The organism is Herbaspirillum frisingense (assembly GCF_047325095.1).
Taxonomy (GTDB): Bacteria; Pseudomonadota; Gammaproteobacteria; order Burkholderiales; family Burkholderiaceae_D; genus Herbaspirillum; species Herbaspirillum frisingense.
The window spans coordinates 2,468,555-2,493,556 of sequence record NZ_CP168558.1; the positions used below are offsets into that span (position 1 = coordinate 2,468,555).

General features: G+C 62.0%; 21 protein-coding genes, 1 tRNA gene and 1 pseudogene. 14 read left to right on the top strand and 9 right to left on the bottom strand.

Annotation, left to right across the window (positions count from 1 at the left end; all coding sequences use genetic code 11):
- Positions 1–16 precede the first annotated feature (16 nt).
- The 5 genes from ACEOAC_RS11470 to ACEOAC_RS11490 all read left to right on the top strand — a co-directional run bounded on the left by ACEOAC_RS11470 (position 17) and on the right by ACEOAC_RS11490 (position 5,837).
- Positions 17–502, top strand: coding sequence for a VOC family protein (locus ACEOAC_RS11470; RefSeq protein WP_241811707.1), 486 nt, complete (start codon positions 17–19; stop codon positions 500–502).
- A 1-nt stretch (position 503) separates the two neighbouring features.
- Positions 504–1,805 (top strand): pyruvate dehydrogenase complex dihydrolipoamide acetyltransferase, encoded by a 1,302-nt coding sequence (locus ACEOAC_RS11475; protein WP_413628852.1) that lies wholly within the window; start codon positions 504–506, stop codon positions 1,803–1,805.
- A gap of 11 nt (positions 1,806–1,816) precedes the next feature.
- The gene (lpdA, locus tag ACEOAC_RS11480; RefSeq protein ID WP_413444684.1) at positions 1,817–3,253 is read left to right on the top strand and encodes a dihydrolipoyl dehydrogenase; all 1,437 of its coding nucleotides are present in this window, start codon (positions 1,817–1,819) and stop codon (positions 3,251–3,253) included.
- A 585-nt stretch (positions 3,254–3,838) separates the two neighbouring features.
- Positions 3,839–4,321, top strand: coding sequence for a hypothetical protein (locus tag ACEOAC_RS11485; protein ID WP_413444685.1), 483 nt, complete (start codon positions 3,839–3,841; stop codon positions 4,319–4,321).
- Positions 4,257–5,837: a tannase/feruloyl esterase family alpha/beta hydrolase gene (locus ACEOAC_RS11490; RefSeq protein WP_413444686.1), complete on the top strand. Its 1,581-nt coding sequence runs from the start codon at positions 4,257–4,259 to the stop codon at positions 5,835–5,837. The genes ACEOAC_RS11485 and ACEOAC_RS11490 overlap by 65 nt, the downstream gene beginning before the upstream one ends.
- Positions 5,838–5,864: 27 nt before the next feature.
- Here ACEOAC_RS11490 and ACEOAC_RS11495 read toward each other — a convergent pair whose 3' ends face one another.
- Positions 5,865–8,021: a TonB-dependent siderophore receptor gene (locus ACEOAC_RS11495; RefSeq protein WP_241811702.1), complete on the bottom strand. Its 2,157-nt coding sequence runs from the start codon at positions 8,019–8,021 to the stop codon at positions 5,865–5,867.
- Positions 8,022–8,256: 235 nt separating this feature from the next.
- Positions 8,257–9,015 carry a MotA/TolQ/ExbB proton channel family protein gene (locus ACEOAC_RS11500; protein WP_241811701.1) on the bottom strand — a complete coding sequence of 253 codons (759 nt, stop codon included), beginning with the start codon at positions 9,013–9,015 and terminating at the stop codon, positions 8,257–8,259.
- Between the two features lie 246 nt (positions 9,016–9,261).
- Here ACEOAC_RS11500 and ACEOAC_RS11505 point away from each other — a divergent pair, with 246 nt between their 5' ends.
- On the top strand, positions 9,262–11,346 hold the full coding sequence (locus ACEOAC_RS11505; protein WP_413444687.1) for a TonB-dependent receptor: 2,085 nt from the start codon (positions 9,262–9,264) through the stop codon (positions 11,344–11,346).
- 231 nt (positions 11,347–11,577) lie between these two features.
- On the opposite strand, the pseudogene ACEOAC_RS11510 reads toward ACEOAC_RS11505, so the two are convergent.
- From ACEOAC_RS11510 to ACEOAC_RS11520, 3 genes and pseudogenes are all read right to left on the bottom strand, one after another.
- Positions 11,578–11,752: pseudogene (locus ACEOAC_RS11510) on the bottom strand (hypothetical protein); the annotation flags it as partial.
- 57 nt (positions 11,753–11,809) lie between these two features.
- Positions 11,810–11,899, bottom strand: a tRNA-Ser gene (locus ACEOAC_RS11515).
- Between the two features lie 149 nt (positions 11,900–12,048).
- Positions 12,049–12,837 (bottom strand): SDR family oxidoreductase, encoded by a 789-nt coding sequence (locus ACEOAC_RS11520; protein WP_006464048.1) that lies wholly within the window; start codon positions 12,835–12,837, stop codon positions 12,049–12,051.
- A 265-nt stretch (positions 12,838–13,102) separates the two neighbouring features.
- On the opposite strand from ACEOAC_RS11520, the gene ACEOAC_RS11525 reads away from it, so the two are divergent.
- Positions 13,103–13,867, top strand: coding sequence for a sulfite exporter TauE/SafE family protein (locus ACEOAC_RS11525; RefSeq protein ID WP_413628853.1), 765 nt, complete (start codon positions 13,103–13,105; stop codon positions 13,865–13,867).
- A 5-nt stretch (positions 13,868–13,872) separates the two neighbouring features.
- Here ACEOAC_RS11525 and ACEOAC_RS11530 read toward each other — a convergent pair whose 3' ends face one another.
- Positions 13,873–14,865 carry a LysR family transcriptional regulator gene (locus ACEOAC_RS11530; protein ID WP_241811699.1) on the bottom strand — a complete coding sequence of 331 codons (993 nt, stop codon included), beginning with the start codon at positions 14,863–14,865 and terminating at the stop codon, positions 13,873–13,875.
- Between the two features lie 270 nt (positions 14,866–15,135).
- Between ACEOAC_RS11530 and ACEOAC_RS11535 the strand changes: the two genes are divergently transcribed.
- Genes ACEOAC_RS11535 through ACEOAC_RS11560 form a run of 6 tightly spaced genes read left to right on the top strand, consistent with a single transcriptional unit; the run spans position 15,136 to position 21,516 of the window.
- A complete protein-coding gene (locus ACEOAC_RS11535; RefSeq protein ID WP_241811698.1) occupies positions 15,136–15,996 on the top strand; it encodes a MaoC family dehydratase N-terminal domain-containing protein in 861 nt (286 codons plus the stop codon).
- 29 nt (positions 15,997–16,025) lie between these two features.
- The gene (locus ACEOAC_RS11540; RefSeq protein WP_241811697.1) at positions 16,026–17,192 is read left to right on the top strand and encodes an acyl-CoA dehydrogenase family protein; all 1,167 of its coding nucleotides are present in this window, start codon (positions 16,026–16,028) and stop codon (positions 17,190–17,192) included.
- A gap of 40 nt (positions 17,193–17,232) precedes the next feature.
- On the top strand, positions 17,233–18,423 hold the full coding sequence (locus tag ACEOAC_RS11545; protein ID WP_413445228.1) for a CaiB/BaiF CoA transferase family protein: 1,191 nt from the start codon (positions 17,233–17,235) through the stop codon (positions 18,421–18,423).
- Positions 18,423–19,262 carry an HpcH/HpaI aldolase/citrate lyase family protein gene (locus ACEOAC_RS11550; protein ID WP_413445227.1) on the top strand — a complete coding sequence of 280 codons (840 nt, stop codon included), beginning with the start codon at positions 18,423–18,425 and terminating at the stop codon, positions 19,260–19,262. Before ACEOAC_RS11545 ends, ACEOAC_RS11550 begins: the two co-directional genes overlap by 1 nt.
- Positions 19,263–19,315: 53 nt before the next feature.
- The gene (locus ACEOAC_RS11555) at positions 19,316–20,440 is read left to right on the top strand and encodes a zinc-dependent alcohol dehydrogenase family protein (protein WP_413628854.1); all 1,125 of its coding nucleotides are present in this window, start codon (positions 19,316–19,318) and stop codon (positions 20,438–20,440) included.
- A gap of 50 nt (positions 20,441–20,490) precedes the next feature.
- Positions 20,491–21,516 carry a TRAP transporter substrate-binding protein gene (locus ACEOAC_RS11560; protein WP_006464036.1) on the top strand — a complete coding sequence of 342 codons (1,026 nt, stop codon included), beginning with the start codon at positions 20,491–20,493 and terminating at the stop codon, positions 21,514–21,516.
- Between the two features lie 95 nt (positions 21,517–21,611).
- On the opposite strand, the gene ACEOAC_RS11565 is transcribed toward ACEOAC_RS11560, so the two are convergent.
- Together ACEOAC_RS11565 and argC are read right to left on the bottom strand one after the other, a co-directional pair.
- On the bottom strand, positions 21,612–21,839 hold the full coding sequence (locus ACEOAC_RS11565; RefSeq protein ID WP_006464035.1) for a hypothetical protein: 228 nt from the start codon (positions 21,837–21,839) through the stop codon (positions 21,612–21,614).
- A gap of 228 nt (positions 21,840–22,067) precedes the next feature.
- A complete protein-coding gene (argC, locus tag ACEOAC_RS11570; protein WP_413445583.1) occupies positions 22,068–23,000 on the bottom strand; it encodes an N-acetyl-gamma-glutamyl-phosphate reductase in 933 nt (310 codons plus the stop codon).
- 228 nt (positions 23,001–23,228) lie between these two features.
- On the opposite strand from argC, the gene ACEOAC_RS11575 reads away from it, so the two are divergent.
- Positions 23,229–24,137 carry a LysR family transcriptional regulator gene (locus ACEOAC_RS11575; protein ID WP_006464033.1) on the top strand — a complete coding sequence of 303 codons (909 nt, stop codon included), beginning with the start codon at positions 23,229–23,231 and terminating at the stop codon, positions 24,135–24,137.
- 9 nt (positions 24,138–24,146) lie between these two features.
- On the opposite strand, the gene ACEOAC_RS11580 is transcribed toward ACEOAC_RS11575, so the two are convergent.
- On the bottom strand, positions 24,147–24,905 hold the full coding sequence (locus ACEOAC_RS11580) for a GNAT family N-acetyltransferase (RefSeq protein ID WP_413445898.1): 759 nt from the start codon (positions 24,903–24,905) through the stop codon (positions 24,147–24,149).
- Between the last annotated feature and the right edge of the window lie 97 nt (positions 24,906–25,002).

Sequence of the window (25,002 nt, forward strand, 5' to 3'; positions counted from 1 at the left end):
ACCGAAAGGATTTGCCATGAGCATTGAGATGATCGTCCCCCTGGAAGTGGGCATCGCCTGTCGTGACCTGCCGGCGCTGCGGCGCTTCTATGAAACCACCATGGGTTTCAGCTTTGTGAGTGAAATCACCGTCCCTGCCGAGAAGTCGGCACCCTCCGGCCTGTCTGCCGACGGCTACACCGTGGTCCGTCTGCAGACCCCCTATGGCGAACGGATCAAGCTGCTGGCACCCAGGACGCCACCTCGCGCCGAGACGCCTCCCGCCTACATCCTGGACCGCCCCAACGCCGCCTATCTCACCTTCATCGTGGCCGACATCGATGCCGCCATCGCCACCCTGCGCGCTGCCGGTATCGAGTTCATGACCGGTGCGCAGCGGGTGGAGGCGCGTCCCGGGGTGTATCTGGCGTTCTGCCGCGACCCGGAAGGCAATGTGCTGGAACTGGTCCAGTACAGCGACATCGCTGCCTATCGACCCGATCTCAAGAAAGAGGGGCAATGACATGGCAAAGCTGATCAAGATGCCGGAAATCGCCGCAAATGCGACCTCGGCGGTGATCGTCCAGTGGTCCCGGAAGGAAGGCGAAGCCATCAAGGCCGGCGAGTGCCTGGCAGAGATCGAAACCGACAAGGCCGTCATCGAATACGACGCCGACAGCAATGGTGTGCTGGGCAAGATACTGGCTGCGGCGGGCCAGGAGGTGGAAGTCGGCGCACCGATCGCCGTGCTGTTCGAAGAGGGCGAAACCGAGGTCGATATTGCCGCACTGCTGGCGGCGGCCGGCGTTGCCGTGGAGCCGCCAGTGGGCGCTGGCACGACTGCGTCGGCCACCGCCAGCGCCTCTGCAGCAGCAACTACGGGGGCAGCCGATCCTGAACGTGAACCCGACGCAGCGGCGTCGGGGCGCATCTTTGCCAGCCCGCTGGCACGTCGCCTGGCGCAGGAGCGTGGCCTGGCACTGGCAGGAATGACGGGCAGCGGCCCGCATGGTCGTATCGTCAGGCGCGACGTGGAAGCGGCTGCGCAGGCTGCCCCTGCGACGGCTGCTGCCGCCGCCATTGCTTCCGCCGGTAGCGATGCGACGCTGCCGGCCATCGCCATTCCCAATACCCCGCAGAGCAGTGCTGCCTTTACCGACATCCCCCACAGTGGCATGCGACGCACCATCGCACGCCGTCTCAGCGAGAGCAAGGCCAGCATTCCCCACTTCTATCTCAGTGCCGACTGCCGCATGGACAGGCTGCTGGCCCTGCGCGCGGAAATCAATGCTGCCGGCACGCGCAAGATCTCGGTCAACGATTTCATCGTCAAGGCAGTGGCAGCGGCGCTGCAGAGCGTGCCCGACATGAACGTCAGCTGGACCGAGGCCGCGCTGCGCAAGTACCAGCAGGCCGATATCTCGGTGGCCGTGTCCACCGAGGGCGGCCTGATCACGCCGGTGGTACGCAATGCGGGCAGCAAGACCCTGTCGGCCATCAGCCGCGAGATCGTGGACCTTGCAGCGCGGGCGCGATCCGGTGCGCTGGCGCCCAACGAGTACCAGGGCGGCAGCTTTACGGTCAGCAATCTGGGTATGTTCGGTGTGCGCGAGTTCTCGGCCATCATCAACCCCCCACAGGCGGCGATCCTGGCCGTGGGCGCCACGCTGTCGCAGCCGGTCGTGGTCGATGGGCAGCTCGCCGTGGCGCAGGTCATGAAGGTCACGCTGTCGGTGGATCACCGCGCCGTGGATGGTGCACTGGCCGCGCAATGGCTGGCGGCCTTCCAGCGCTGCATCGAGAACCCCCTGAGTGCATTGATTTGAGGTGATACGTGATGAAGGCAGCGCAAACTGATTTCGACCTGGCCGTCGTTGGCGGCGGCCCGGGCGGCTATGTGGCGGCGATCCGCGCCGCCCAGCTGGGCATGAAGACCGTCCTGGTGGAGAAGGCCCAACTGGGTGGTGTCTGCCTGAACTGGGGATGTATACCCACCAAGGCGCTGCTGCGCTCGGCCGATGTCTTGCGCCTGGTGCGTGACGCCGCCAGGTTCGGCGTGCAGGTTGGTGAGCCCGAGACCGACCTGCAGACCATGGTGGCGCGTTCGCGCTCGGTGGCCGCGCATCTGAACAAGGGCGTGGCCTACCTGATGAAGAAGAACAAGATCACCGTCGTCGAGGGCAGGGCCCGCCTGGCCGGGCGCGGACGCCTGGAGGTCGAGGGCGAGGGCGAGGGCAAGGACGGCAAGCAGGGGAAGTCCGTCATCACGGCAAGCAACATCATCCTGGCCACGGGGGCGCGTGCACGGGTGCTGCCGGGGCTGCAGCCCGATGGCGAGAGCGTCTGGTCCTATCGAGAAGCGTTGATGCCGCGCCAGACACCGCGCCGCCTGCTGGTGATCGGCGCCGGCGCGATCGGCATCGAGTTCGCCAGCTTCTATCGCGCACTGGGTGCGGAGGTCCGCGTGGTGGAGATGGCCGAGCGCATCCTGCCAGTGGAGGACGAAGACATCAGTGCCCACGTCGCCGACGCGCTGCGCAAGGATGGCATGCGCCTCTACACCGGCGCGCGCATCGCATCGACGGTCAAGCGTGATGGCGCTGCCGGCACCGGTGTCGAGTGGCAGGTGACGCTCGAAGGCCGGCATACCGACACACTGGTGGCCGACGTGGTCCTGGTGGCAGCCGGTATCGTCGGAAACGTCGAGGACCTGGGCCTGGAGAGCACGGCGGTGAAGGTGGAGCGTAGCCACATCGTGACCGATGCCTTTGGTCGCACTGGTGAACCGGGCGTGTACGCCATCGGTGATGTTGCCGGTCCGCCGTGGCTGGCCCACAAGGCAAGCCACGAAGGCGTGGCCTGCGTCGAGAAGATCGCCGGCCTCGATCCGCATGCACTGGACCCGTCAAAGATCCCCGCTTGCACGTACAGCCATCCGCAGGTCGCCAGCGTCGGTCTGACGGAAGCCGCTGCGCGCCAGGCTGGACGCCGTATCCGGGTGGGACAGTTTCCGTTTGCGGTCAATGGCAAGGCCATTGCGCTGGGCGCTACCGGGGGCTTTGCCAAGGTGATTTTTGATGAAGGCAGCGGCGAACTGCTGGGTGCCCACATGGTGGGCGAGGAAGTCACCGAGATGATCCAGGGCTATGCCATTGCGCGTGAGCTGGAGAGCACCGAGGTTGAATTGATGGCGACCGTGTTTCCTCATCCGACGCAGTCGGAGGTGATGCATGAGGCGGTGTTGGCGGCTTATCAGCGGGGCTTGCATGGGTGATTCGCCGGGGTGGGGTGGATGGTTTGGAACATCCGCGCGGCCTCTCAGCTTTGGGTCGAAAACGGCCTGAACGCTGGGATGGAAGTTGTTTGCGTCTATGTGATCGGCTCTGAAAAAATGTAGCTAGCACCAATGTTGGTTTTCAATGAGACTTCCCAAAATGGAAAGAAGTTTTACATGAAAGAGAAACGTTTTAGTGTGGAGCAGATTGTTGCCGTCGAGTTGCAGCTGGCCGTTCGTAACCTGATGAACAAGAATACTACCTGGCCAGTCATCTGCACGTAAGTCGCTATATCCTGCCCGGCGAGAATCATGGGGTTTATCTCAATGCGACCTGTCGCTTCTGACGACATGATCTGGTCATGTTTGCTGGTGGCCCTTCGTGAGATACCAGTACTGATGGAATGAGCAGGCATAGCGACAATATGTCGCATATGAAATCTGAGATATGGAGTCTGATTTGCCGCAGAATAGTCAACTCCAGCAAGGCAGGCATGTCGTCTCCAAACGAACTACTTCGCAATCAGTCGGCACCTGAAGATTGGATTGCATTCTGAGTCGGGCTCCGGGCTCGCTATTTTCCTTATGTTCTTGATGTCGGATTTGGGCGCGCTGGAGACCGGTCAGTCTTGTATTGAACGGGAGATTTTCGATGCCGAGCGTATCCTGGGTTTTTCCTTGCCGCAAGGATTACGGGATGCCTACCTGAGCGTCAACGGATTTACGGGGCCGTCCGATGCTCGCCAGGCGGACGACGAAAGCGTTCAATTGTTTGTCGACCTCTTGCGCGGGATGGCCTTGCGAAAATTGATGGAAGGACATGGCGCATACCGTCGCTGGAGCGGCAGGCCAGGTTGCTGGGACTGCTGCCTCCTAAGTAGCCCATATTCAGAGGCGTGTGCTTATTCTTGCCATCAGCTGTCCGCCTGCTGCAACCAGATTCTGTCTGCCGATTTTTCAATCACCGCATTAAGAAATCTCCTATCCTTTCCCGATGAGAATCTTGGAATTCACGACGATCTGGCCCGCAAGAACAGTTGCGGCGGCGTTGGCATTCGTCCTTCTTGATGTCGTCCATGCTGCGCAACCAGTCGCTGCTCCGCATCTACGCGCACCAACTAGCGCAATGGGTACTGAAACTGATTGCACAGCGTTATCTGGCCCGATCGGTGGAGGCGTCGTTCTGAACGCAACAACGATTCCAGAAAAATCTGACATGCCAGCTTACTGCAGGGTCACTGGCACGATCGCACCTTCATTGAACTTTGAGATTCGTTTTCCCAAGACCTGGAACGGCAAACTCTACTATGGCGGTGGCGGCGGTTACAACGGTTTCGTTCCCCCGCCGGTAGCAGCACCTTTGCGACAGGGCTATGTGGAGGTTGCCAGTGATTCCGGTCATCAGGGCGACGGGATGTCTGCAGCGTTTGTACTCAACGACGAACGTGCGGCCAGGCTGTTCGGTAGCGAAGCGGTTCCGGAAGTCATGTCCATTGCATTGAAGGTGGTCGCCAAGGCCTATGGCATGCCTCCGGTCAGGTCGTACTTTGAAGGGTATTCCACCGGCGGCAGGGAAGGGTTGATGGCCGTTCAGCGCAACCCGGAGCTATTTGATGGTGTGATTGCGCGTGCGCCAGCGTTCAACTGGGTGGGCTTCAACGGCGCATTTCATCGCATCGCACAGGCGCTTTCGGCTCCGGGTGCCGAGTTCAAGGCGGCGAAGATAGCGCTACTGGCCAGGCACGTGAGACAAGCTTGCGACAAACTGGATGGCGTTGTGGATGGCATCGTCGCCAATCCGGCAGCATGTACCGCCCGCCGTGTCAACGTCGCCGCACTTCGTTGCTCAAGCGGTAAGGATGCCGGCGAACATTGTTTATCGGACGCGCAGATCGCCGTGGTCACCCAGTGGATCACCGATGTCAAATTCCAGGGTAGCAATACCTACGTTGCCAAGGGTTTTAACTTGACCGGCAACGAAGATGATCCGATGAATTTTGGCGTCTGGGTATCCGGAAACGGTGATCTGAAGGTTGCCGGGCAGTATGTGATGCAGGATACGGCCGTTAAATACTATCTCGCGAAGGATGAAACTGCGGACTCGATAGCGTACGGACCTTGGGATAAAAAACCGGCGGCCCTCGATGCGATGGCCACGTTGAATGACGCGACTGATCCCGATATCCGGCCTTTTATCGGACACGGCGGCAAGCTCATTGTCTGGCAGGGAGGGGCAGATGCGGCGCTGAGCGTGAACTCCACCATCGATTACATGAAGCAGATGCGGCAAGTGGTCGGAGGGGAAAATGCCGATCATTCAACGCGATTCTACGTGGCCCCGGGCGTCAACCATTGCGAGGGAGGCGTTGGTCCTGACCATACTGACTTGCTGTCCGTACTGGACAACTGGATTGCAAACGGCGCGGAGCCCGGCACGTTGATTGCGCGCAAACTGGATGAAAGTGGGAGGGTAGTTCGAGCCCTCCCACTTTGCCAATACCCGCAGTATCCCCGTTACACGGGACCCAGGCACGATACTGCGGCGATCAGATCTGCTTCGAATTACGTCTGCACAAATCCTTGATCTCCATGCAGACACAATCTGCTGTACTCAGATATTGACTTTGAGTGTCAGGTAAAACGATCTCGGCTGTGTCGGTATGACGACCGGAAAGCCGAAATACTGATAGGACTCGTAGCTTCGCCGGCCCGTCAGGTTGTATCCGGAAAGCTGAAGAGTGTACTGACCAAAGTCATAGGCGGCCTGGGCATCCACTGTCGCCATTCCTGGCACGGAGACGGTATTGGGCAAGGTCAGCTGACGTTGACCGAGTGCCGTGATACCGGCGCCGAATGACAATCCCTCGGCGGCGCCATCCAGTACGCGATAGCGGAAGGCCAGGCGTCCGCTATGCCTTGGCACGCGGGCCAGTGTGTCCCCAACCGGGATCGTGTTGTCTTGCGTGACTACCGCTTGGGTATAGGCGTAGTTCGCCAGCAAGGACAACGCTCGTACCGGTTCCCAGGTCATGTCGGCCTCGAATCCGCGTGCGCGTTGCTGCCCCGTCTGAATCGACACGAGGGGATTTCCGGGGTCGGCTGTAGCGACGTTGTCGCGCGTTTGTTCGAACACGGCCAGCGTTCCCGACAGCTTGCGCGCTTTATCGTCAAGCTTGATACCAAGCTCGATGTTCCTGGATGTTTCGGGCTTGGGTATCGTTGATCCGATGAAACCGAATGGTGCGCGGAAGGCAGTCGCATAACCCGCATACAGCGCCAGCCCTTGTAGCAGGTCGTAATTGACGCCTACCCGCGGCGAAACATGGTGGTAAGTTTTGTCGGTCCCCTGTTCTGCCTCCTGAAACTCAAGCTGGGTCAGCCGCAGTGCACCAGTGAAGTGCCAGCGACCATAGTGAGCCTGGTCCTGTACGTAAGTTGCGAGCGTGCGGTAGCGATCCGTCTGCGTCGAGTTGATGGGGGTCTTGTCGCCAAAGGCGAGGTTGTATTGAGGGTTGGAAAGATCAATCGAGCCGACGCTCGTCCCATCAAAGCCCATCCCCGAATAGAACTTCGTCAGGTCGTATGCAACCCCAGCGACCCATTCGTGACGGCCGCCCAGCATGTTCATTGGCGCGATCAAATGCGCGTCGAGAGCGGTTTCGCGCGTTCTGGTGCTCATGGTGAGCGGGAAGATCGGATAGGTGGTGGGCGTAGAAGCATCGGGCGCTGCCAGTGCCGGATAGATGAAGCTTCCGTATTCGCCAACGTTACTGGTGTAGAACTGTGCGGACGCCTCCAGACGAACACCGTCATCAAACTTGTGGCGCAACTCGATCTTTCCGAGACGATTGTTGATATCAGTCATGGGCTGGCCATTGGGCGCACCTGGAAAGGCATTGCGATAAAGCTGACCCGCCAGCGCCTGTTGAGCCGGCAGCCCTGAGTACTCAAGCTGCTGGGTACGGTTGTACTGGCCAGAAAAAAGAATCTCGGTCTGCGCGTCGGGCTTGAACAGGATGCTGGGCTGGAAGAATATGCGTTTCCCGTGGACCTTGTCGATCCAGCTTGTATTGTCCTGGTATTCCCCTGCGAGACGTATTGCCAGCTTGTCGCTCAGTGTTACGTTGTAGTCACCATAGGGGTTGGTGGTGGAGTAGCTGCCCGCTCGAATACCAAGAAAGCCGCCATTTCTGCCAATCTCGGGACGCGTCGAATCTATGTTGATGAGCCCGCCCAGGGGAGAGCCCAGGCCACCGCCATACAGGGTCGAACTTGGTCCTTTCAACACCTCGATTCGTTCGACGCCGACCAGTCCTGCTGGATTGAATGCTTGTTGGTTTCCGCCGAAGATGGACAGACCATCCAGATAGGTCTCCGCAGGAAATCCTCGAATGATGGGAGCGATGAACAATGCTTCCTCCGGCTTGGTCGGCACCACCCCGGAAACGTTGACGAGTGCATCAGAGAGGCTGTGGACGTCCTGGTCGTCAAGGAGGGATCGTTTCAATACGGAGACAGACTGCGGTGTCTGAAGCAATGGTGTATCCGTACGTGTCGCCGAGCTGGACCGTGAAGCAGCGTAGCCCGGACTCTCCTCTGTAACGACAACCTCAGGAAGCACCGAAGACACGGGCTGCTTGTCCGAAATGCTTTCAGAAGCGACCGCATTGGTGATGGGAGTCGAGGAGGCGTTGCTGGATTGCGCCATGACGACTGTTGCAAATGGATAGATCAATGCGATGGCGGCTGCGAGGGAAGTCTTTTTCATCGTTTAAAGTGGATTTCGGGCTATCGGAAGGCCAACTGATCTGCCATTTTTCGTGTCAGGGCCTGGGTGCTGGTTGTCATGCAGATTGAATCGATACGCCTGCATTCAAACCAAGTTGATCAGCAGGGCGACCAACCAGTCTTGTGCAAGCTGGGTACACCGTGACGGCGCTTCCTCTCTCGTTGGCCCGGTTATTGAATATGAACTCGGGAGGTCTGATAAAAGTGCAGCAGCGTTACCGCCTGAGCGACATGCCAGGCTGGCGCACTGTCTCCTGCGGGGATGGGGTGCCTCTCAAGGGCGGCGCATTGGCTTGGTCTTCCGCTGCGCGAGCGCCCGTCACGAACAAGGCATGCAGGTCGAAACCGAACTTGTTCAAGCGTGCCAGCGTGCTCTTGTTGCCCCGTACCAGCGCGTTATAGCCAAAGGTGGCGGGAATCGCTACGGCGAGCCCCAATGCGGTCATGATCAGCGCCTCCCCAACGGGGCCGGCAACCTTGTCGATACTTGACTGGCCGGTGGTGCCGATGGAGACCAGTGCGTGATAGATCCCCCAGACTGTTCCGAAGAGGCCAACAAACGGTGCCGTCGAGCCCACGGATGCCAGAACGGCCATGCCTGCTTGCAGACGCGCTGCAGCTTCATCGATGGATTGCCTTAAACCGAGGGTGATCCAGTCGCTGATGGCAAGCTGCTCATGCAAATATCCATGGTGCTGTTGATGATGAAGAAGCGCCGTCCTGCCGGCACGGGCCAGCGCGGAAAATGGAGTGTCATGTCCCAAAGTAGCCAGGGCGCTCTCCAGATCGCCTGCAGTCCAAAAATCGCTCCGGGCGGCCTCGGCAGATTTGCGCATGCGTAGCAGGTCAAGTGCCTTGGTCAGGATTACATACCAGGAGGCGATGGACATGCTTATCAGCAGGATAGCGACTCCGCGCGTGACCATGTCACCCTGAGCCCACAAGCTCTGAAGGCCGTAAGGACTGACTTCCATGATGTTTTAAGCCTTCATGTAGCGAGCCATGCTGACTCGCCCTAGATGGGAGAAGAACCGAATTATGCGCGCAGGGTTGGGTGTGATGCGTGCGACAAATTGTCACATTCTCTCTACAGGTGCCATACCGTATCGTCTCGGTTGTTAATTGGATGGGGGGGCAATAACAGTGATGAAGGTCGCCTGCACGGCAGGATTGGCAGCCACTCCCCCGTCATCTCTGGCACCATCTCCTTTCCGGCCCTTATGAATAAAACAATCATCGCAGCACTTGTTTCGGGACTGTGCGGCATGGCTCACGCCCAAGATGCAGCAGAATTACCTGTGGTCACCGTGTTCGGTTCCTCCGCAGGTCCGGCCAGTGCGGTCGATTCGGCAGCGGATACCACCCACACCGATATTGCCTGGAAAGATTATCCGGCATCCATTCAGACAGTTCCCGCGGAGGTGCTGAAGGATCGCGGGGTAACGCGGATCGATCAGCTGGTGGAGACCGTCAGCGGTGTGCACGCAGAATCCAACTACGGCGGCAATGGTGCGACTTTCTTCAACATCCGCGGATTCAGCGAAAGCAATGGGCTGCGCGATGGCTTTCGCAACTATGGTTACTATGCGTTCCGCGATGTCCAGAGCATCGATCAGGTGGACGTCTTCAAAGGACCTGCGGGCGCCTTATATGGTGGCATTGGAGCCGTAGGGGGGTATATCAATACGGTCTCCAAGCGTCCCGAGCGGGAGAACTTTGGCGAAATTGGCGTTACCGCAGGCAGCAACGGTCTGGCGCGTACCACGCTCGATCTGAATCATGCACTGGATGAGAACCTGAGCGTGCGCCTCAACGCAGCAGTTGAACGTGGCTCTGGTTATCGTGACAATACGGACTACGACTCCTGGTCTGTCGCGCCCTCGATCCGCTGGGACGATCATCGTGGAACCTCCATCACGCTGCTGACCGAATTCAATCATCTTCGCCGTGACGGTTTCGATGCGGGTATTCCTGCGGTGGAAAATTACCAGTCGCTATCACGGACACGTTATTACGGCCTTCTGGATGGCACATACCCTGGCGTCGCCGGCGACAGCGGAAAGAACGATACCCAGGCAGCCACACTCTTGTTTGAACACGCATTGTCTGATCAATGGAAACTGCGACTGTCGATGCAATATATCAACGCTCGACAGCTATCCACCCAGAGCTTCCCCAACAGCACCACCGCAACTGGAAACTTGCTGGACTATTCGGTCTACGGCAATACGGACGAGGCTTCGCGCCAATACGGGCTTCGTGCCGAACTGGTGGGCGATGTAACGCTGGCAGGCTTGAAACACAAGTTGCTCGCAGGCGCCGACTACGGCTATCTGGAAGTGGGTAGTCGCGGCTCGACGGTGAGTACCATGACACTGGATCTGTTCAATTCCAGCTATGTGTCGGGGCTGACCGCGAGTGATCCTCTGCAGTCCCACCAGGGACGTGGCAAGGATTACGGCTTGTATGTAATGGATCAGGTTACCTTCACTCCGGAAATCAAGGCCATGCTTGCGTTGCGGGCCGATCGCTTCGTCAATGAGTCTCTGCAGAGTGATGTTGTCGTGGGGCGTGGCGAGCAATCTGCGTTGTCACCCAGGCTGGGTCTGGTTTGGCAGCCCTGGAACACGACTTCGCTGTTCGCGGACTGGAGTCGCAGCCATGCTCCCAACGTGGGGCATAGCGGCAGCAACGTCACTTATGATGCCGAAGTGGCAGAACAAATCGAAGTAGGCGTGAAACAGGATCTGATCAAGGACCGACTTACCGGTTCGGTGGCATTGTTCAACCTGAAGCGCAAGAACATCCTCACTACCGATCCGGCCAACCCATTGCTGCAGGTCCTGAGTGGAGAGCAGCGTAGCCGTGGCCTGGAGGTCGATGTCACGGGAGCCATCGCCGCAGGCTGGCAAGTCATCGCCAGCTATGCTTATACCCAGGCGACCGTGCGGGCAGATACCAGCACTCCGGTGGGTGACACGCTGACCAATGTGCCTCGCCATAGCGGTAGCGTTTGGACTACGTATGAGTTCAAATCGCTGCCGGGCCTGAAGGCCGGCGCCGGCGTTTACGCCATGGGTGCACGCGAAGCGAGCTTGCCCAATACGTTCAAGCTGGCTGGCTACGCTCGCACCGATCTCATGCTCGCGTATCAGACTGGTCCATGGAAGACGCAGTTCAACGTCTTCAACGTGTTTAATCGACGTTACTACACTGGTGGATCCGCATCGAACTTCAACTACACGTTGAGTCCGAGTCGCCCCTTGGCAGCACAGGTTTCGGTATCGTATCGGTTCGGGTCTTAGAATTGCTTCTAATGATTTGAAATACCGATGAGGCGCCGGCTGAGAACAATTGCTGCTGAGCATGCGCTTATGCTCCTGAGCGCAATCGGGATTTTTGCCTCAGTCCGCATCAGACAAAAGATCTGATGCGGACCGAAGGACCCGCTCCACCTCGGCCGCTCGGCCGCCTATTCTTTGATACCGTTATGGTTCCATGGAACACCCGCGATACAGTGTTTACTATTGTTTCCGTCAGGTCTTGACCGCAGCAACCATATTGGCCAGCGCTGGAATGACCTCCGACCATTGACGGGTCTTCAACCAGCGGTCAGGGTTCACCCAGAGACGCCGCGTAGGAATCTGTTCTCCCGCCTTTTTCATCAACTCCGATGTGCTCTTGCTTGGGAGTGTTCAGCGAGTGGATGTCGTTTTTCATGGGCTGAAAATAGAAACGGGCCGTAAAGGCCCGTTCTATATGATGTTCTGGCGGAGGCTGTGAGATTCGAACTCACGGACGGGTCACCCCGTCGGCAGTTTTCAAGACTGCTGGTTTAAACCACTCACCCAAACCTCCTTGCGATGCGACAGGGCATTGCCTGTCGCACGAGGGCCGCATTATACATCACATCAATTGCTTTGCATCCACCTCTTTCCGCGATGCAAGCAGATGCCGCTCATGTAGCGCTGTTGCGGCCGCCAGCCCTAAGGTAGCCGCAAGCCCGCTCAGAACGTTCCGGGATAAGCCCCGCCATCCATCAACAGGTTCTGACCGGTAATGAAACCGGCCTGTGCGCTGCAGAGGTAGGCGCAGGCGTCACCAAACTCGGCCGGGTCACCAAAGCGCCCCGACGGGTTGAGCTTGCGACGTTCGGCCAGGACTTCGTCCACGGTGCGGCCGCTCTCTTGCGCGGCGCCGGTGGCGGTGGAGCGCAGGCGGTCGGTTTCGAAGGGGCCGGGCAGGAGGTTGTTGATCGTGACGTTGTGGGCCACGGTCTTGCGGGACAGGCCGGCGACAAAACCGGTCAGGCCGGAGCGGGCGCCGTTGGAGAGGCCCAGGATGTCGATCGGTGCGCGCACCGCGCTGGAGGTGATGTTGACGATGCGGCCGAAGCGGCGGGCGATCATGCCGTCGACGGTCGCCTTGATGAGCTCGATGGGGGTGAGCATGTTGGCGTCCACGGCGGCGATCCAGTCGTCCCGGGTCCAGTCGCGGAAGTCGCCTGGCTTGGGGCCGCCGGCGTTGGTGACCAGGATGTCCGGTGCCGGGCAGGCGGCCAGGGCCAGGGCGCGGCCTTCGGGGGTGGTGATGTCGCAGGCCACGGTGGTGATGGTGGCGCCGGTGGCGGCGACTTCGGCACGGATCTCGGCGGCGGCGGCTTCCAGCGCTTCGCTTCCGCGTGCCAGCATGGTGACGTGTACGCCTTCACGCGCCAGCGACAGCGCGCAGGCGCGGCCCAGGCCTTTGCTGGATGCGCATACCAGCGCGGTCTTGCCTTTGAGTTTCAAATCCATCGTTTCTTCCTTTGCTGAGGGGTTGGCATGGTAGGGCGCAGGCCCGCCGGGACAGCGGGGGCGGGCTGCGCTACACTGTCGGACCTGATCAGGGGCGCTATTTCTTCATCACCATGTAGATGGCCAGCGCAATGATGGCGACTACGCCCATCTCCAGCGCAAACACGATGACGCCGCTCATGTCAGTCTCCTTTTTTATCTTTCGATGCTGCCGCTGCTTTCGCTACTGATTGCAGCCCGGCGGCAGAGGCATCACTTTACACCGATGACGGCTTCCTTGTTTTTCTCGTGCGTAGTCAACTTTCTGCTCGGCGGTGTGCTGGGTGCCATGGGCGGTCTGTTCGGGATCGGTGGCGGGCTCATCGCCATTCCGGTACTGGGTTATCTGTACGGGATGGACCAGCAGCTGGCGCAGGGGACGGCGCTGGTGATGATCGTGCCCAACGTGGTCATCGCCTTCTGGCGCTACAAGCAGCGCAACCGGATCGAGTGGAGTGCGGCGGCGATGATGTGCGGGCCGGCGGTGGTGGCGACGTATTTCTCGGCACGGCTGGCTACGGTGATGGATGCGCGCAAGCTGCATTTCTGCTTTGCGCTCTTCATGGGGCTGCTGGCGCTGTATTACCTGTGGACGCTGTTGCGCGGCAAGCGCGAGATGCAGACTTCGCTGCGGCTGGGGCGTCGCTATATTCCGCTGGTGGGGTTGTCGGCGGGGGCGTCGGCGGGCTTCTTCAGCGTGGGTGGGGCGATCGTGGCGGTGCCGCTGCTGACGGCCTTCTTCGGGGCCACGCAGACTGCTGCGCAGGGGCTGGGGCTGGCCATGGTCACGCCCGGGACCCTGGTGGCGCTGTGGACCTATGCGCATGCCGGTCATGTGGACTGGACGGTGGGCATCCCCATGGCGCTGGGCGGCGTGCTCAGTATTTCCTGGGGCGTGGCGCTGGCGCACCATCTGCCGGAGCGGCGCCTGCGCGTCCTGTTCTGCGGCGCCTTGCTGCTGCTGTCGTTGTGGATGATGATCGCCGGCTGATCTGGTCAGGCTGTCTTCTTCTGGCGCGCGGCGGATTTCTTTTCGGTACTTTCGGTCTTTTCGGCCTTTTCGGTGTTCAGGAGGACGACCTTGTCGTCGTCCGTGCCCTGGCTCATCTGCTCGCGGATGAAGTCGACCAGATTGCGCGCATGCGGTGAGAGCGTGTCGATGTTCTGGAACACCATGCTGCGCTCGCGCACGCTCCACGGATCGCTCAATTCCACCACCGCCAATTGCATGGTCTGCTGATGCCGTTGTGCCGCCGAGCGCGGGACGATGCCGATGCCGACATTGGTTTCTATCATGCGGCACATGGCTTCGAAGCTGCGTACCTGGATGCGCAGCTTCAATCGCTGGCCATGTTCGGAGACGATCTTGTTGAGGAAGTGGTGCAGGGTGCTGCCTTCGTGCAGGCCGATGTGTTCGTACTCCAGCGTGTCGAGGAAGGGGAGGCTGCCGGCGCCGGCCAGCGGGTGCTCCAGGGCGGTGGCCAGGACCAGGCGGTCGGTGGAGAAATTCAGTATCTGCAATCCCTCGCCCTGCACCGGGCCGGCCACGATGCCGATGTCGGCCGTGCCTTCCTGGATGCCACGCAGGATGTCGTGGTTCAGTCGTTCTTCCAGCGCCACGTTGACCTGCGGATGGATGGCCAGGAACTTGCCCAGGATCTCCGGCATGAACTCGGTCACGGCGGTGGTGTTGGCGAAGATGCGGATGTAACCCTTGATGCCGTTGTTGTACTGCTGCATGTCGCTCTTGAGGTGCTCGACCTGCTGCATGAACAGCTGCGCATGGTGCAGCAGGGTATGGCCGGCAGGCGTGAGTTGCACGCCCTTGCTCTCGCGATACAGCAGCCGGGTGCCGAAGCGCGACTCCAGTTCCTTGATGCGGTTGCTGGTGGCGGCCAGCGAGAGGTTCATGCGCTCGGCGCTACGGGTCAGGCTATTGAGCTCGGCGATGAGGATGAACAGGCGCAGGTCGGTCAGGTCGAAAAGCATGGCAGTTTCCGGCGGTCATTGAGGGGAGGGCGCACCCTTACACACACGTAGGCGTGGCACGTGAACGGTCTTCATGTTACGCCGATTTGCAGTGACGCTGGCGGGCTTTGCTTGTTGCGCCGCCACATGTCCGGTCCTGTGCCGGCTGCAGCGCTGACTTCAGTTTTACGAAAGCCCCCCTTCCAAAATGAGAGATTGTTCTTGTCTTCCTGGCACGACAGACTTGCGGCCAATAAATGCAAAACACGAATGCAGAACACGCGAGGAGACATGGCCCACCCTGATCTCGATCTCACCCTGTTACGGCAGTGGCTGGACAAGACCGAAACCCATCAAGACCTCATCAACCCGGTGAGCGCTGCGGCCCTGGCGGCGACCCTTGATGGTCCGCGCCAGCCGCGTGCCGGCGATGCCTTGCCGCCGCTATGGCACTGGATCTATTTCTGGAGCATCTGCCGCCAGTCCGAAGTGGGCGCCGATGGTCATCCGCAGCGGGGCGGCTTCCTGCCACCTGTGCCTTTGCCTCGCCGCATGTGGGCCGGCGGGCGACTGGAGTTCGCGGCGCCACTGCCTATCGGCGTGACGGCGCAGAAGCGCTCGCGCATTGCCAGCATCGATGTCAAGCAGGGCCGCACCGGCGCGCTGGCCTTCGTGACCGTGCGTCACGAGATCAGCCACGAAGGCCGGCTCTGCCTGAGCGAGGAACACGACATCGTCTATCGTGATCTGCCCCAGCCGGGCGCGGTGGCCGTGGTTCCCAAGAGCGCGCCGGAGGGGGCGCAATGGCGTCGCCGGGTGCTGCCCGATCCGGTACTGCTGTTCCGCTATTCGGCGCTGACCTTCAACGGTCATCGCATCCACTATGACCGCAGTTACGTGACCGGAGTGGAGGGCTATCCGGGCCTGATCGTGCACGGGCCGCTGATCGCTACGCTGCTGGCCGATCTGCTGGCGCGTGAGATGCCGCAGGCGGTATTGCGCGAGTTCAATTTCCGCGCCGTGGGCAGCCTGTTCGATACCGAGCCCTTCACGCTGTGCGGCCGGCTGGCCGCCGATGGTCGCAGCGCCGAACTCTGGGCACAGAACGAACGCGGTGAACTGGCCATGCAGGCCGAGGCCATCCTGGCCTGACGACAGATACTTTTTTCGGAGACCCATCCATGTCCTATCAGGCGCCCAATGACGCTTATGGCGATCTGCGCGATGCCGTGCGCGATCTGTGCAATACCTTCCCCGCGGAATACTGGCGCAAGGTCGATGAAGCGCGCGGCTATCCCGAGCAGTTCGTCGATGCCCTGACCCGCGCCGGCTGGATGGCCGCGCTGATCCCGCAGGAGTATGGCGGTTCCGGCCTGGGCCTGACCGAGGCCTCGGTCATCATGGAAGAGATCAACCGCACCGGTGGCAATTCCGGTGCTTGCCACGGTCAGATGTACAACATGGGCACGCTCTTGCGGCATGGCTCCGAGGCGCAGAAGCAGCTCTACCTGCCCCGGATCGCCACCGGCGAATTGCGCCTGCAGTCCATGGGTGTGACCGAGCCCACCACCGGCACCGATACCACGCGCATCAAGACGGTGGCGGTGAAGAAGGGCGACCGCTACGTGGTCAACGGGCAGAAGGTGTGGATCTCGCGCATCCAGCATTCGGACCTGATGATCCTGCTGGCGCGAACCACGCCGCTGGACCAGGTGAAGAAGAAGTCCGAGGGCATGTCCATCTTCATCGTCGATCTCAAGGAGGCCATCGGCCATGGCATGGAAGTGCGGCCCATCCTCAACATGGTCAACCACGAGACCAATGAACTCTTCTTCGACAACCTGGAAATCCCGGCCGAGAACCTGATCGGCGAGGAAGGGATGGGCTTCAAGTACATCCTCGACGGCCTCAATGCCGAGCGCACCCTGATCGCGGCCGAATGCATCGGCGATGGCTACTGGTTCATCGACAAGGCCACGCAATACGCCAATGAGCGTGTGGTGTTCGACCGTCCGATCGGCAAGAACCAGGGCGTGCAGTTCCCCATTGCCGATGCCTACATCGAGATCGAGGCCGCCAACCTGATGCGCTACAAGGCCTGTGAGCTGTTCGATGCGCGCCAGGCCTGCGGTGCCCAGGCCAACATGGCCAAGTACCTGGCGGCCAAGGCCTCGTGGGAGGCGGCCAATGTCTGCCTGCAGACCCACGGTGGCTTTGGCTTCGCCTGCGAATACGATGTCGAGCGCAAGTTCCGCGAAACGCGCCTGTACCAGGTGGCGCCGATCTCGACCAACCTGATCTTCTCCTACGTGGCCGAGCACATCCTGGGCTTGCCGCGCTCGTTCTGAACCTGTTTTTCTGCACTTGCCCATCGACCGAGGAAGCGCCATGTCACAAGCCAACCGCCCGCTGGAGGGTATTACCGTGGTCAGCCTGGAGCATGCCATTGCCGCGCCGTTCTGCACGCGCCAGCTGGCCGACCTGGGGGCCCGGGTGATCAAGATCGAACGGCCCGGGGTGGGCGATTTTGCGCGGGGGTACGACACCCGCGTGCATGGTCTGTCGTCGCACTTCGTCTGGACCAATCGTTCCAAGGAAAGCCTCAGCTTGAATCTCAAGGACGAAGAGGGCAAGCGCATCATCGACCAGTTGCTGCAGGAGGCCGACGTGCTGGTGCAAAACCTGGCGCCGGGTGCGGCGGCCGGGCTGGGCCTGTCGGCCGCGGTGCTGCAGGAGAAACATCCGCGCCTGATCGTCTGCGATATTTCCGGTTACGGCGAGGATGGCCCCTATCGCGACAAGAAGGCCTATGACCTGCTGATCCAGAGCGAGGCCGGTTTTCTCTCGGTGACGGGGACTCGTGATGAGGTGGTCAAGGCCGGTTGCTCGATTGCCGACATCGCCGCCGGCATGTATGCCTATTCCAACATCCTGGCCGCGCTGATCAAGCGTGGGCGCGATGGACGCGGCAGTCACATCGACCTGTCCATGCTGGAGGCACTGACCGAGTGGATGAGTTTTCCGCTCTACTATGCCTATCAGGGTGCGGGGGCGCCGCAGCGCTCCGGCGCCGAGCACGCCACCATCTATCCCTATGGCCCCTTTGCGGCGGGCGATGGCAAGACCGTGATGCTGGGTCTGCAGAACGAGCGCGAATGGAAGGTCTTCTGCGAGGTGGTGCTGGAGGATGCTGCGCTGGCCGGCGATGCGCGCTTCTCCAGCAACTCGCGCCGCCACGAACATCGCGATGTGCTGCGTCAGCTGATCCTGGACATGTTCGCCGGCATGACCGCCGAGCAGGTGGTGGCGCGGCTGGACCGGGCGCAGATCGCCAATGCCCGCGTCAATGGCATGGACGACCTGTGGCAGCACCCGCAACTGGCGGCGCGCCAGCGCTGGGCCGAGGTCGATACCCCGGCTGGCAAGGTGGCCGCGCTGCTGCCGCCAGGCGCCAACGATAGCTATGACTACCGCATGGACCCCGTCCCGGCACTGGGGGAGCATACCGACGCCATTCTCGGTGGCTTGGGTTATGACGCGGCGGCCATCGCCACGCTGCGCGAACGGGGAGCCGTGTGATGGCGCCGCAGATTGCCACGGCCAGCAGTTTTCTGTTCGTGCCGGCCAATCGCCCGGAGCGCTATGCCAAGGCCCTGGCCAGTGGTGCCGATGCCGTCATCGTCGACCTGGAAGATGCCGTGGCCCTGCCGCAGAAGGAGCAGGCCCGCGAGACCCTGGCGCGCTGGCTGCGCGAACAGGGGCCGCAGCCACGCCTGTGGGTGCGCATCAATGCCGCCGATACGGTCTGGCATGGCGAGGACCTGATGACGTTTTCGGGACTGTCCATGGCCGGCATCGTATTGCCCAAGGCGGAAGATCCCAAGAGCCTGTCGGCGATTGCCCGTCGGCTGGGTCCCGGGCGCGGCCTGATCGCGCTCATCGAGAGTGCCGCCGGTCTGGCGGCCATGCGCGAGATTGCGGCGGTGCCGGGCGTGCAGCGGTTGGCCTTCGGCTCCATCGATGCGCAGGTCGATCTGGGCATGCAGTGCGGTCCAGAAGAGGAGGAGTTGACGCACTTCCGCATCGAGATGGTGATGGCCTCGCGCCTGGGGGGCATTGCCCCGCCCATCGATGGCGTGACCACCGATTTCAATGACGACGCCTTTCTGGCACGCATGGTGCAGCGCGCGCGCCGGCTGGGTTTTGGCGCCAAGCTGTGCATCCATCCGCGCCAGGTAGAAGGTGTGCGGCGTGGCTTCATGCCCAGCGAGCAGGAGCTGGCCTGGGCGGGGGCCGTGATGGCGGCGGTGCGCGCCAGCGATGGTGGTGCCATTTCGCTTGAAGGCAAGATGATCGACAAGCCGGTGATCCTGCAGGCCGAGAAATTCCTGCACCAGGCCGGCCTGTTGTCCGATTGAGGCACTGCGGCTCGTGTAACCTAGACGTTTTCCAACCAGAGGGAGACGACCACATGAAAATCCAGGCCGCCGTATTGCGCGAGATGACCGATGCGCATCCGTTTGCCGTGAGCCAGCCGCTGAAGATCGAAGAACTCGATCTTGACCCGCCCGGCCCCGGCGAGGTGCTGGTGAAGATGAAGGCCGCCGGCCTGTGCCATTCGGACCTGTCGGTGATCACCGGTGTGCGTCCGCGTCCGGTGCCCATGGCGCTGGGCCACGAGGCTTCGGCGGAAGTGGTGGAGGTAGGCAGTGGCGTGACCGACCTGCGTACCGGTGATCTGGTGGTGCTGGTCTTCGTGCCCAGTTGCGGCCACTGCCTGCCCTGCATGGAAGGGCGGCCGGCGCTGTGCGAGCCGGGCGCCGCCACCAATACCCTGGGTGAGCTGCTGTCGGGCCAGCGCCGTCTGCGTGACAAGGCCCAGGCGGTGCATCACCACCTCGGGGTGTCGGCCTTTGCCGATCATGCGGTGGTCTCGCGCCGCTCCTGCGTGAAGATCGAGGCTGATATCGATCCGGTCGAGGCGGCCCTGTTCGGGTGCGCGGTGCTGACCGGCGTGGGCGCAGCGGTCAATACCGCCGAGGTCAAGGCCGGTACTACGGCGGCGGTGCTGGGGCTGGGCGGCGTGGGCTTGTGCGCGATGCTGGGCGCGCTGGCCTCAGGCGCACGCGAGGTGATCGCGGTGGACCTGCACGACAGCAAGCTGGAAGTGGCGCGTGCGCTGGGCGCCACGGCCACCGTGAATGCCCGTGACCCGGATGCGGTGGCTAAGGTCAAGGAACTCACCAAGGGCGGCGTCGATTACGCCTTCGAGATGGCCGGCTCGGTGCAGGCCATGGAAGCGGCCTACCGCATGACCCGCCGTGGCGGCATGACGGTCACGGCCGGCCTGCCTGCACCGAACCAGAACTGGGCGCTGCAGCAGGTCAGCCTGGTGGCCGAGGAACGCACCGTCAAGGGCAGCTATATCGGCTCCTGCGTGCCGGTGCGCGATATCCCGCGCTACATCGGCCTGTACCAGGCCGGCCGCCTGCCGGTGGACAAGCTCATGGGCGAGCGCCTGGCGCTGGCCGACATCAACCGCGGTTTCGACCGCCTGCATAGCGGGGAGGGGCTGCGCGACCTGATCGTCTTTTAACGCCGGGGGCCGAGGTCATCGGCCCCCGGCTTCACCCGGAGGAGACACGCATGACCATCATCACAATGCGGGCGGCACTGACCGCCTGCGCCTTCGCCACGCTGAGCCTGTCGACCACGGCAGCACTGGCGCAACAGCCCATCGTCATCAAGTTCAGTCACGTGGTGGCCAACGACACGCCCAAGGGCAAGGGCGCGGAACGCTTCAAGGAACTGGCGGAGAAGGCGACCAACGGCCGTGTCAAGGTCGAGGTCTATCCCAACAGCACCCTCTACAAGGACAAGGAAGAGCTGGAGGCGCTGCAGCTGGGTTCGGTGCAGATGCTGGCGCCGTCCCTGGCCAAGTTCGGGCCGCTGGGGGCCAAGGAGTTCGAGGTGTTCGACCTGCCCTATATCTTTCCCAACAAGGAAGTGTTGAAGCGCGTGACCGAGGGGCCGATCGGGCAGGGCCTGTTCCAGAAGCTGGAAGGCAAGGGTATCAAGGGCCTGGCCTACTGGGATAACGGCATGAAGGTGATGACGGCCAACCGGCCGCTGCACAAGGTGGCGGACTTCCGGGCGCTGAAGATGCGCATCCAGTCCTCCAAGGTGTTGGACGAGCAGTTCCGGGCATTGAAGGCCAATCCGCAGGTGCTGGCGTTTTCCGAGGTGTACCAGGCCATGCAGACCGGGGTGGTGGATGGCAGCGAGAACACGCCCTCCAATGTCTACACGCAGAAGATGCATGAGGTGCAGTCCAACCTGACCGTGTCCGATCATGGATATATCGGTTACGCCGTGATCGTCAACAAGAAGTTCTGGGAGGCCTTGCCGGCCGATGTGCGCGGCCAGCTCGAAGGGGCCATGAAGGAAGCCACGGTCTACGCCAATACCATCGCCCAGAAGGAAAATGACGATGCCCTGGCCGCCATCAAGGCCAGCGGCAAGACCAAGGTCTACACCCTTTCCGAACAGGAGAAGGCCGAGTGGCGCCGCGCACTGCTGCCGGTGCACAAGAGCATGGCCTCACGGGTGGGGCAGGACCTGATTGATGCGATCTACAAGGAAAGCGAAGCTGCCGGCGTCAAGATGAACTGATTGCATTGCCCCATCCCGTTCGGGACGGACCTGCGCACCGGGCGGCCTGCAGCAATGCAGGCCGTTTTGCTTGGGGGACGGTGATTCCGGCCAGTCTATTTCTTCTTGCGATTGACGACGTAGTTCTCGGCAGCCGTGACGGCATTCTGCAAGGCTTCCATCTTGGAGTTGCCTGGCTTGAAGTCGCCGAATTCGTGGGTGGTGCGATCCGGGAAGTCGATATGGACGAACGCCGTCCACTTGCCGTCAGTACGTAATACCGGGGTCAGCTTGATGGTGGCGTCGAGATACTTGCACGCTATTGCGCCTAGAGTGGTGGACATCTTGCTTTGAAGCGGGGCGGCAGCCGAATCAAGGGGGAGCCGACGCCTGCAGTTTGTGGTGGCGAATCAAGTCACGAATGATGCCACAGCCTGACCATTCCTGCCGTGCAGCAGAGCAGGCCTTTAAACCGTTTTACGAGTGATGCGGCGAGGGTAGGGCGCTCGTGGGGAATTGCGTCCCGCCTCCGGCCTTGTTGGTCGGGACTGCACGCCGCATCAATACGCGAGTCAGGCGGCTGCCAGCAGCAGGTCCAGGTTCTGTACGGCGGCGCCCGATGCACCCTTGCCCAGGTTGTCGAAGACCGCGCACAGCAGGATGTGGCCTTCGGCCGGGTTGCCGAATACGCCCAGGGTCATGTCATTGCTGCCGTTGTGGCGGGTCGGATCAAGCTGGGCCGTGGCGGCGCTCTGTTCGGCATCCAGTACCTTGACGTGGCGCGTCCCGGCGTAGTGGCGCTGCAGTACGGCGCGCAGCGACTCCAGGCTGGCACCGGCCGGCAGCAGGCGCGTCTGCAGGGCGATGGAGAGCACGATGCCCTGGCGGAAGGCGCCATAGGCGGGCAGGAAGATCGGCCGTTGCGTCAATCCGGCGTGCAGCTGCATTTCCGGTGGATGCTTGTGCTGCAGGCCCAGGCCGTACAGCACGAAGGGCGCGGCGCTGGCGGCTTCCGGTCCTTCGTATTGCTCTACCTGTGGCCGACCGCCACCGGAGTAACCGGAGACGGCGTGGATGCTCAGCGGGTAGTCGGCCGGTACCAGTCCGGCTTGTACCAGCGGGCGCAGCAGCGCGATGGCGCCGGTCGGATAGCAACCGGGGTTGCTGATGCGGTGGGCGTTGGCAATGGCCTGGGGCTGTTCCGGTGTCATCTCGGGGAAGCCATAGACCCAGCCCGGGCTGGTGCGATGGGCCGAGCTGGCATCGATGACGCGCACGCGAGGGTTCTCGATCAGCGCCACGGCTTCGCGGGCCGCAGCGTCGGGCAGGCACAGCAGGGCGATGTCGGCGCTGTTGATGGCTTCGGCGCGCCGCTGCGCATCCTTGCGCTCGGCTGCCGGCAGGGTCAAGATGCGCAGGTCCTTGCGGTCGCGCAGGCGTTCGTGGATCAGGAGACCGGTGGTGCCTTGGTCGCCGTCGATGAAGATCAGAGGAGGGTTGCTCATGGTGTACTCCGGTCAGCTGCAAGCAGTGGGCGCGCCCGGATGGAAGCGGTGGCGAGGGACTTCGCCCTGGCCCTGGCATGGCGCGGGAATGCCGATGCCTTGCATGGTGCGACAAAACGTATAATTGGAAAAGTTGAATATCACAAAGAGATCGTTCAGTTTTACTGAAGGTGCGGTATTCGTTCCTGTTGCTGTTTCCACTGTCGTTGCTGATGCCGGAGCCATTTCATGCGTGAACTCAACCTGGATCGCCTGCGTACCCTGGTCGCCATCGCCGACCTGGGTTCCTTCGCCGCTGCGGCGCGCACCCTGAACCTGGCACCGCCCACGGTGAGCCTGCACATCAGCGAACTGGAAGCGCGCATCGGCGCGCCCCTGCTGCTGCGCCAGCGCAGCCAGGTGCGGCCATCGGGCATCGGCGCCACGCTGGTGGCGCGGGCGCGGCAGTTGCTGGCGGCGGCCGATCAGGCGCTGGAAGAAGTGCAGCGGCAAGTGCAGGGCCTGGCCGGACGGGTGCGTCTGGGAGCCTCCACCGGCGCCATTGCCTATCTGTTGCCGCAGGTGCTGGAACGTCTGGGGCAGCAGCATCCGGGCATCGATGTGCAGGTGCGCATCCTGACCTCGCAGGAGACGCTGGCGCAACTGGTGGAAGGGACGCTGGACATCGGCCTGGTGGCCCTGCCGCAGGCCCCGGTGGGCGGCCTGACGGTCAAGCCCTGGCGGCGCGACCCGGTGATGGCCTTCCTGCCAGCGGCGTGGCAGGTGCCAAGGGTGGTGACGCCGTCCTGGCTGGCGGCGCAGCCGCTGATCCTGAATGCGCCCGAGACGCGGCTCTCGCGCCTGACCACGGAATGGTTCGCCAGCGGCGGGGAGCATCCTTTGCCGCGCATCGAACTCAATTTCAACGATGCCATCAAGAGCCTGGTGGCGGCCGGTTATGGCGCCACCCTGCTGCCGCACGAAGCCGGTGCCCAGGGCCGTGCTGTGCCGCCGGACCCGCGCATCGTGATGCGCCCGCTGCGCCCGGCGCTATGGCGGCCCTTGGGCATCGCCCATCGCGCCGGCCCGCCGGAACCAGCTACGCGCCACGTACTGGAGGCGCTGTGGGAGCTCAAGCAGCTCAGTGCGCGCTCCTGATGGGTGGTGTCAGTCCCCCGAGGGGGCGGTGGGTGTGGTCGGTGTAGTTGGTGCAGTCAGTGTCGACAATGCCTGCCGTTGCCGGCCCTCGCTATCGAAATTGTCGGGCTGCAGCCAGCAGTGGAAAGCCTGGTGCAGCTGCGGCCACTGGCCGTCGATGATGGAGAACCATGCGGTATCGCGACTGCGCCCGCGATACACCACCGCTTGCCGGAAGATGCCCTCGAAGCAGAAGCCCAGCCGCTGCGCCGCCCGGCGCGAAGGCCCATTGAGGCTGTCGCACTTCCATTCGTAGCGGCGATAACCGAGATCTTCGAAGACATGGCGCATCAGCTGGTAATGCGCCTCGGTGGCCACGCGGCTGCGCTTGAGCCGCGGCGAGAAGGCGATGTGGCCGACTTCGATCACGCCGTGTGCCGGTTCGATGCGCATCAGCGCCATGCTGCCCAGGGCCCGTCCAGTGGCCTGGTCGATCACTACGTAATGCAGCGGGTCCTGGCTGGCCTGCATCAGTTCGGCCTGGTGCAGGTAGCTGGCCTCATCCGGGAAGGGGCCGCTCATCATGTAGGTCCAGTCGCGGCCATCGGTGGCCTCGGCGAAGGCGGCATACAGTGCTGCCCCGTGGCGGGCGACATCGATACGCTCCAGCCGGCAGTAGCGTCCCTGCAGGGTCTGTACGGACGGCCGAGGACGCGCCTGCCAGTCGGGCAGGGCGGGGCCGATGTCCTGCTGGTATTCGTTGCGGCGGGTGGCGGTGGAGTGGTTCACGTTGGCATCCAGGTGGGCGAGAGAAGCTCCAAGATAGCGCTTTCGTGGCATCATCAGAAGTGCCAAAGACCACACATTTGATGGGGCCAGGAAACCT

Bases quoted from the DNA above. Each gene is read 5' to 3' on its own strand.
- ACEOAC_RS11470 (WP_241811707.1), top strand. From the start codon at position 17: ATGAGCATTGAGATGATCGTCCCCCTGGAAGTGGGCATCGCCTGTCGT.
- ACEOAC_RS11475 (WP_413628852.1), top strand. From the start codon at position 504: ATGGCAAAGCTGATCAAGATGCCGGAAATCGCCGCAAATGCGACCTCG.
- lpdA (WP_413444684.1), top strand. From the start codon at position 1,817: ATGAAGGCAGCGCAAACTGATTTCGACCTGGCCGTCGTTGGCGGCGGC.
- ACEOAC_RS11485 (WP_413444685.1), top strand. From the start codon at position 3,839: ATGTTCTTGATGTCGGATTTGGGCGCGCTGGAGACCGGTCAGTCTTGT.
- ACEOAC_RS11495 (WP_241811702.1), bottom strand. From the start codon at position 8,021: ATGAAAAAGACTTCCCTCGCAGCCGCCATCGCATTGATCTATCCATTT.
- ACEOAC_RS11500 (WP_241811701.1), bottom strand. From the start codon at position 9,015: ATGGAAGTCAGTCCTTACGGCCTTCAGAGCTTGTGGGCTCAGGGTGAC.
- ACEOAC_RS11505 (WP_413444687.1), top strand. From the start codon at position 9,262: ATGAATAAAACAATCATCGCAGCACTTGTTTCGGGACTGTGCGGCATG.
- ACEOAC_RS11520 (WP_006464048.1), bottom strand. From the start codon at position 12,837: ATGGATTTGAAACTCAAAGGCAAGACCGCGCTGGTATGCGCATCCAGC.
- ACEOAC_RS11525 (WP_413628853.1), top strand. From the start codon at position 13,103: ATGACGGCTTCCTTGTTTTTCTCGTGCGTAGTCAACTTTCTGCTCGGC.
- ACEOAC_RS11530 (WP_241811699.1), bottom strand. From the start codon at position 14,865: ATGCTTTTCGACCTGACCGACCTGCGCCTGTTCATCCTCATCGCCGAG.
- ACEOAC_RS11535 (WP_241811698.1), top strand. From the start codon at position 15,136: ATGGCCCACCCTGATCTCGATCTCACCCTGTTACGGCAGTGGCTGGAC.
- ACEOAC_RS11540 (WP_241811697.1), top strand. From the start codon at position 16,026: ATGTCCTATCAGGCGCCCAATGACGCTTATGGCGATCTGCGCGATGCC.
- ACEOAC_RS11545 (WP_413445228.1), top strand. From the start codon at position 17,233: ATGTCACAAGCCAACCGCCCGCTGGAGGGTATTACCGTGGTCAGCCTG.
- ACEOAC_RS11550 (WP_413445227.1), top strand. From the start codon at position 18,423: ATGGCGCCGCAGATTGCCACGGCCAGCAGTTTTCTGTTCGTGCCGGCC.
- ACEOAC_RS11555 (WP_413628854.1), top strand. From the start codon at position 19,316: ATGAAAATCCAGGCCGCCGTATTGCGCGAGATGACCGATGCGCATCCG.
- ACEOAC_RS11560 (WP_006464036.1), top strand. From the start codon at position 20,491: ATGACCATCATCACAATGCGGGCGGCACTGACCGCCTGCGCCTTCGCC.
- ACEOAC_RS11565 (WP_006464035.1), bottom strand. From the start codon at position 21,839: ATGTCCACCACTCTAGGCGCAATAGCGTGCAAGTATCTCGACGCCACC.
- argC (WP_413445583.1), bottom strand. From the start codon at position 23,000: ATGAGCAACCCTCCTCTGATCTTCATCGACGGCGACCAAGGCACCACC.
- ACEOAC_RS11575 (WP_006464033.1), top strand. From the start codon at position 23,229: ATGCGTGAACTCAACCTGGATCGCCTGCGTACCCTGGTCGCCATCGCC.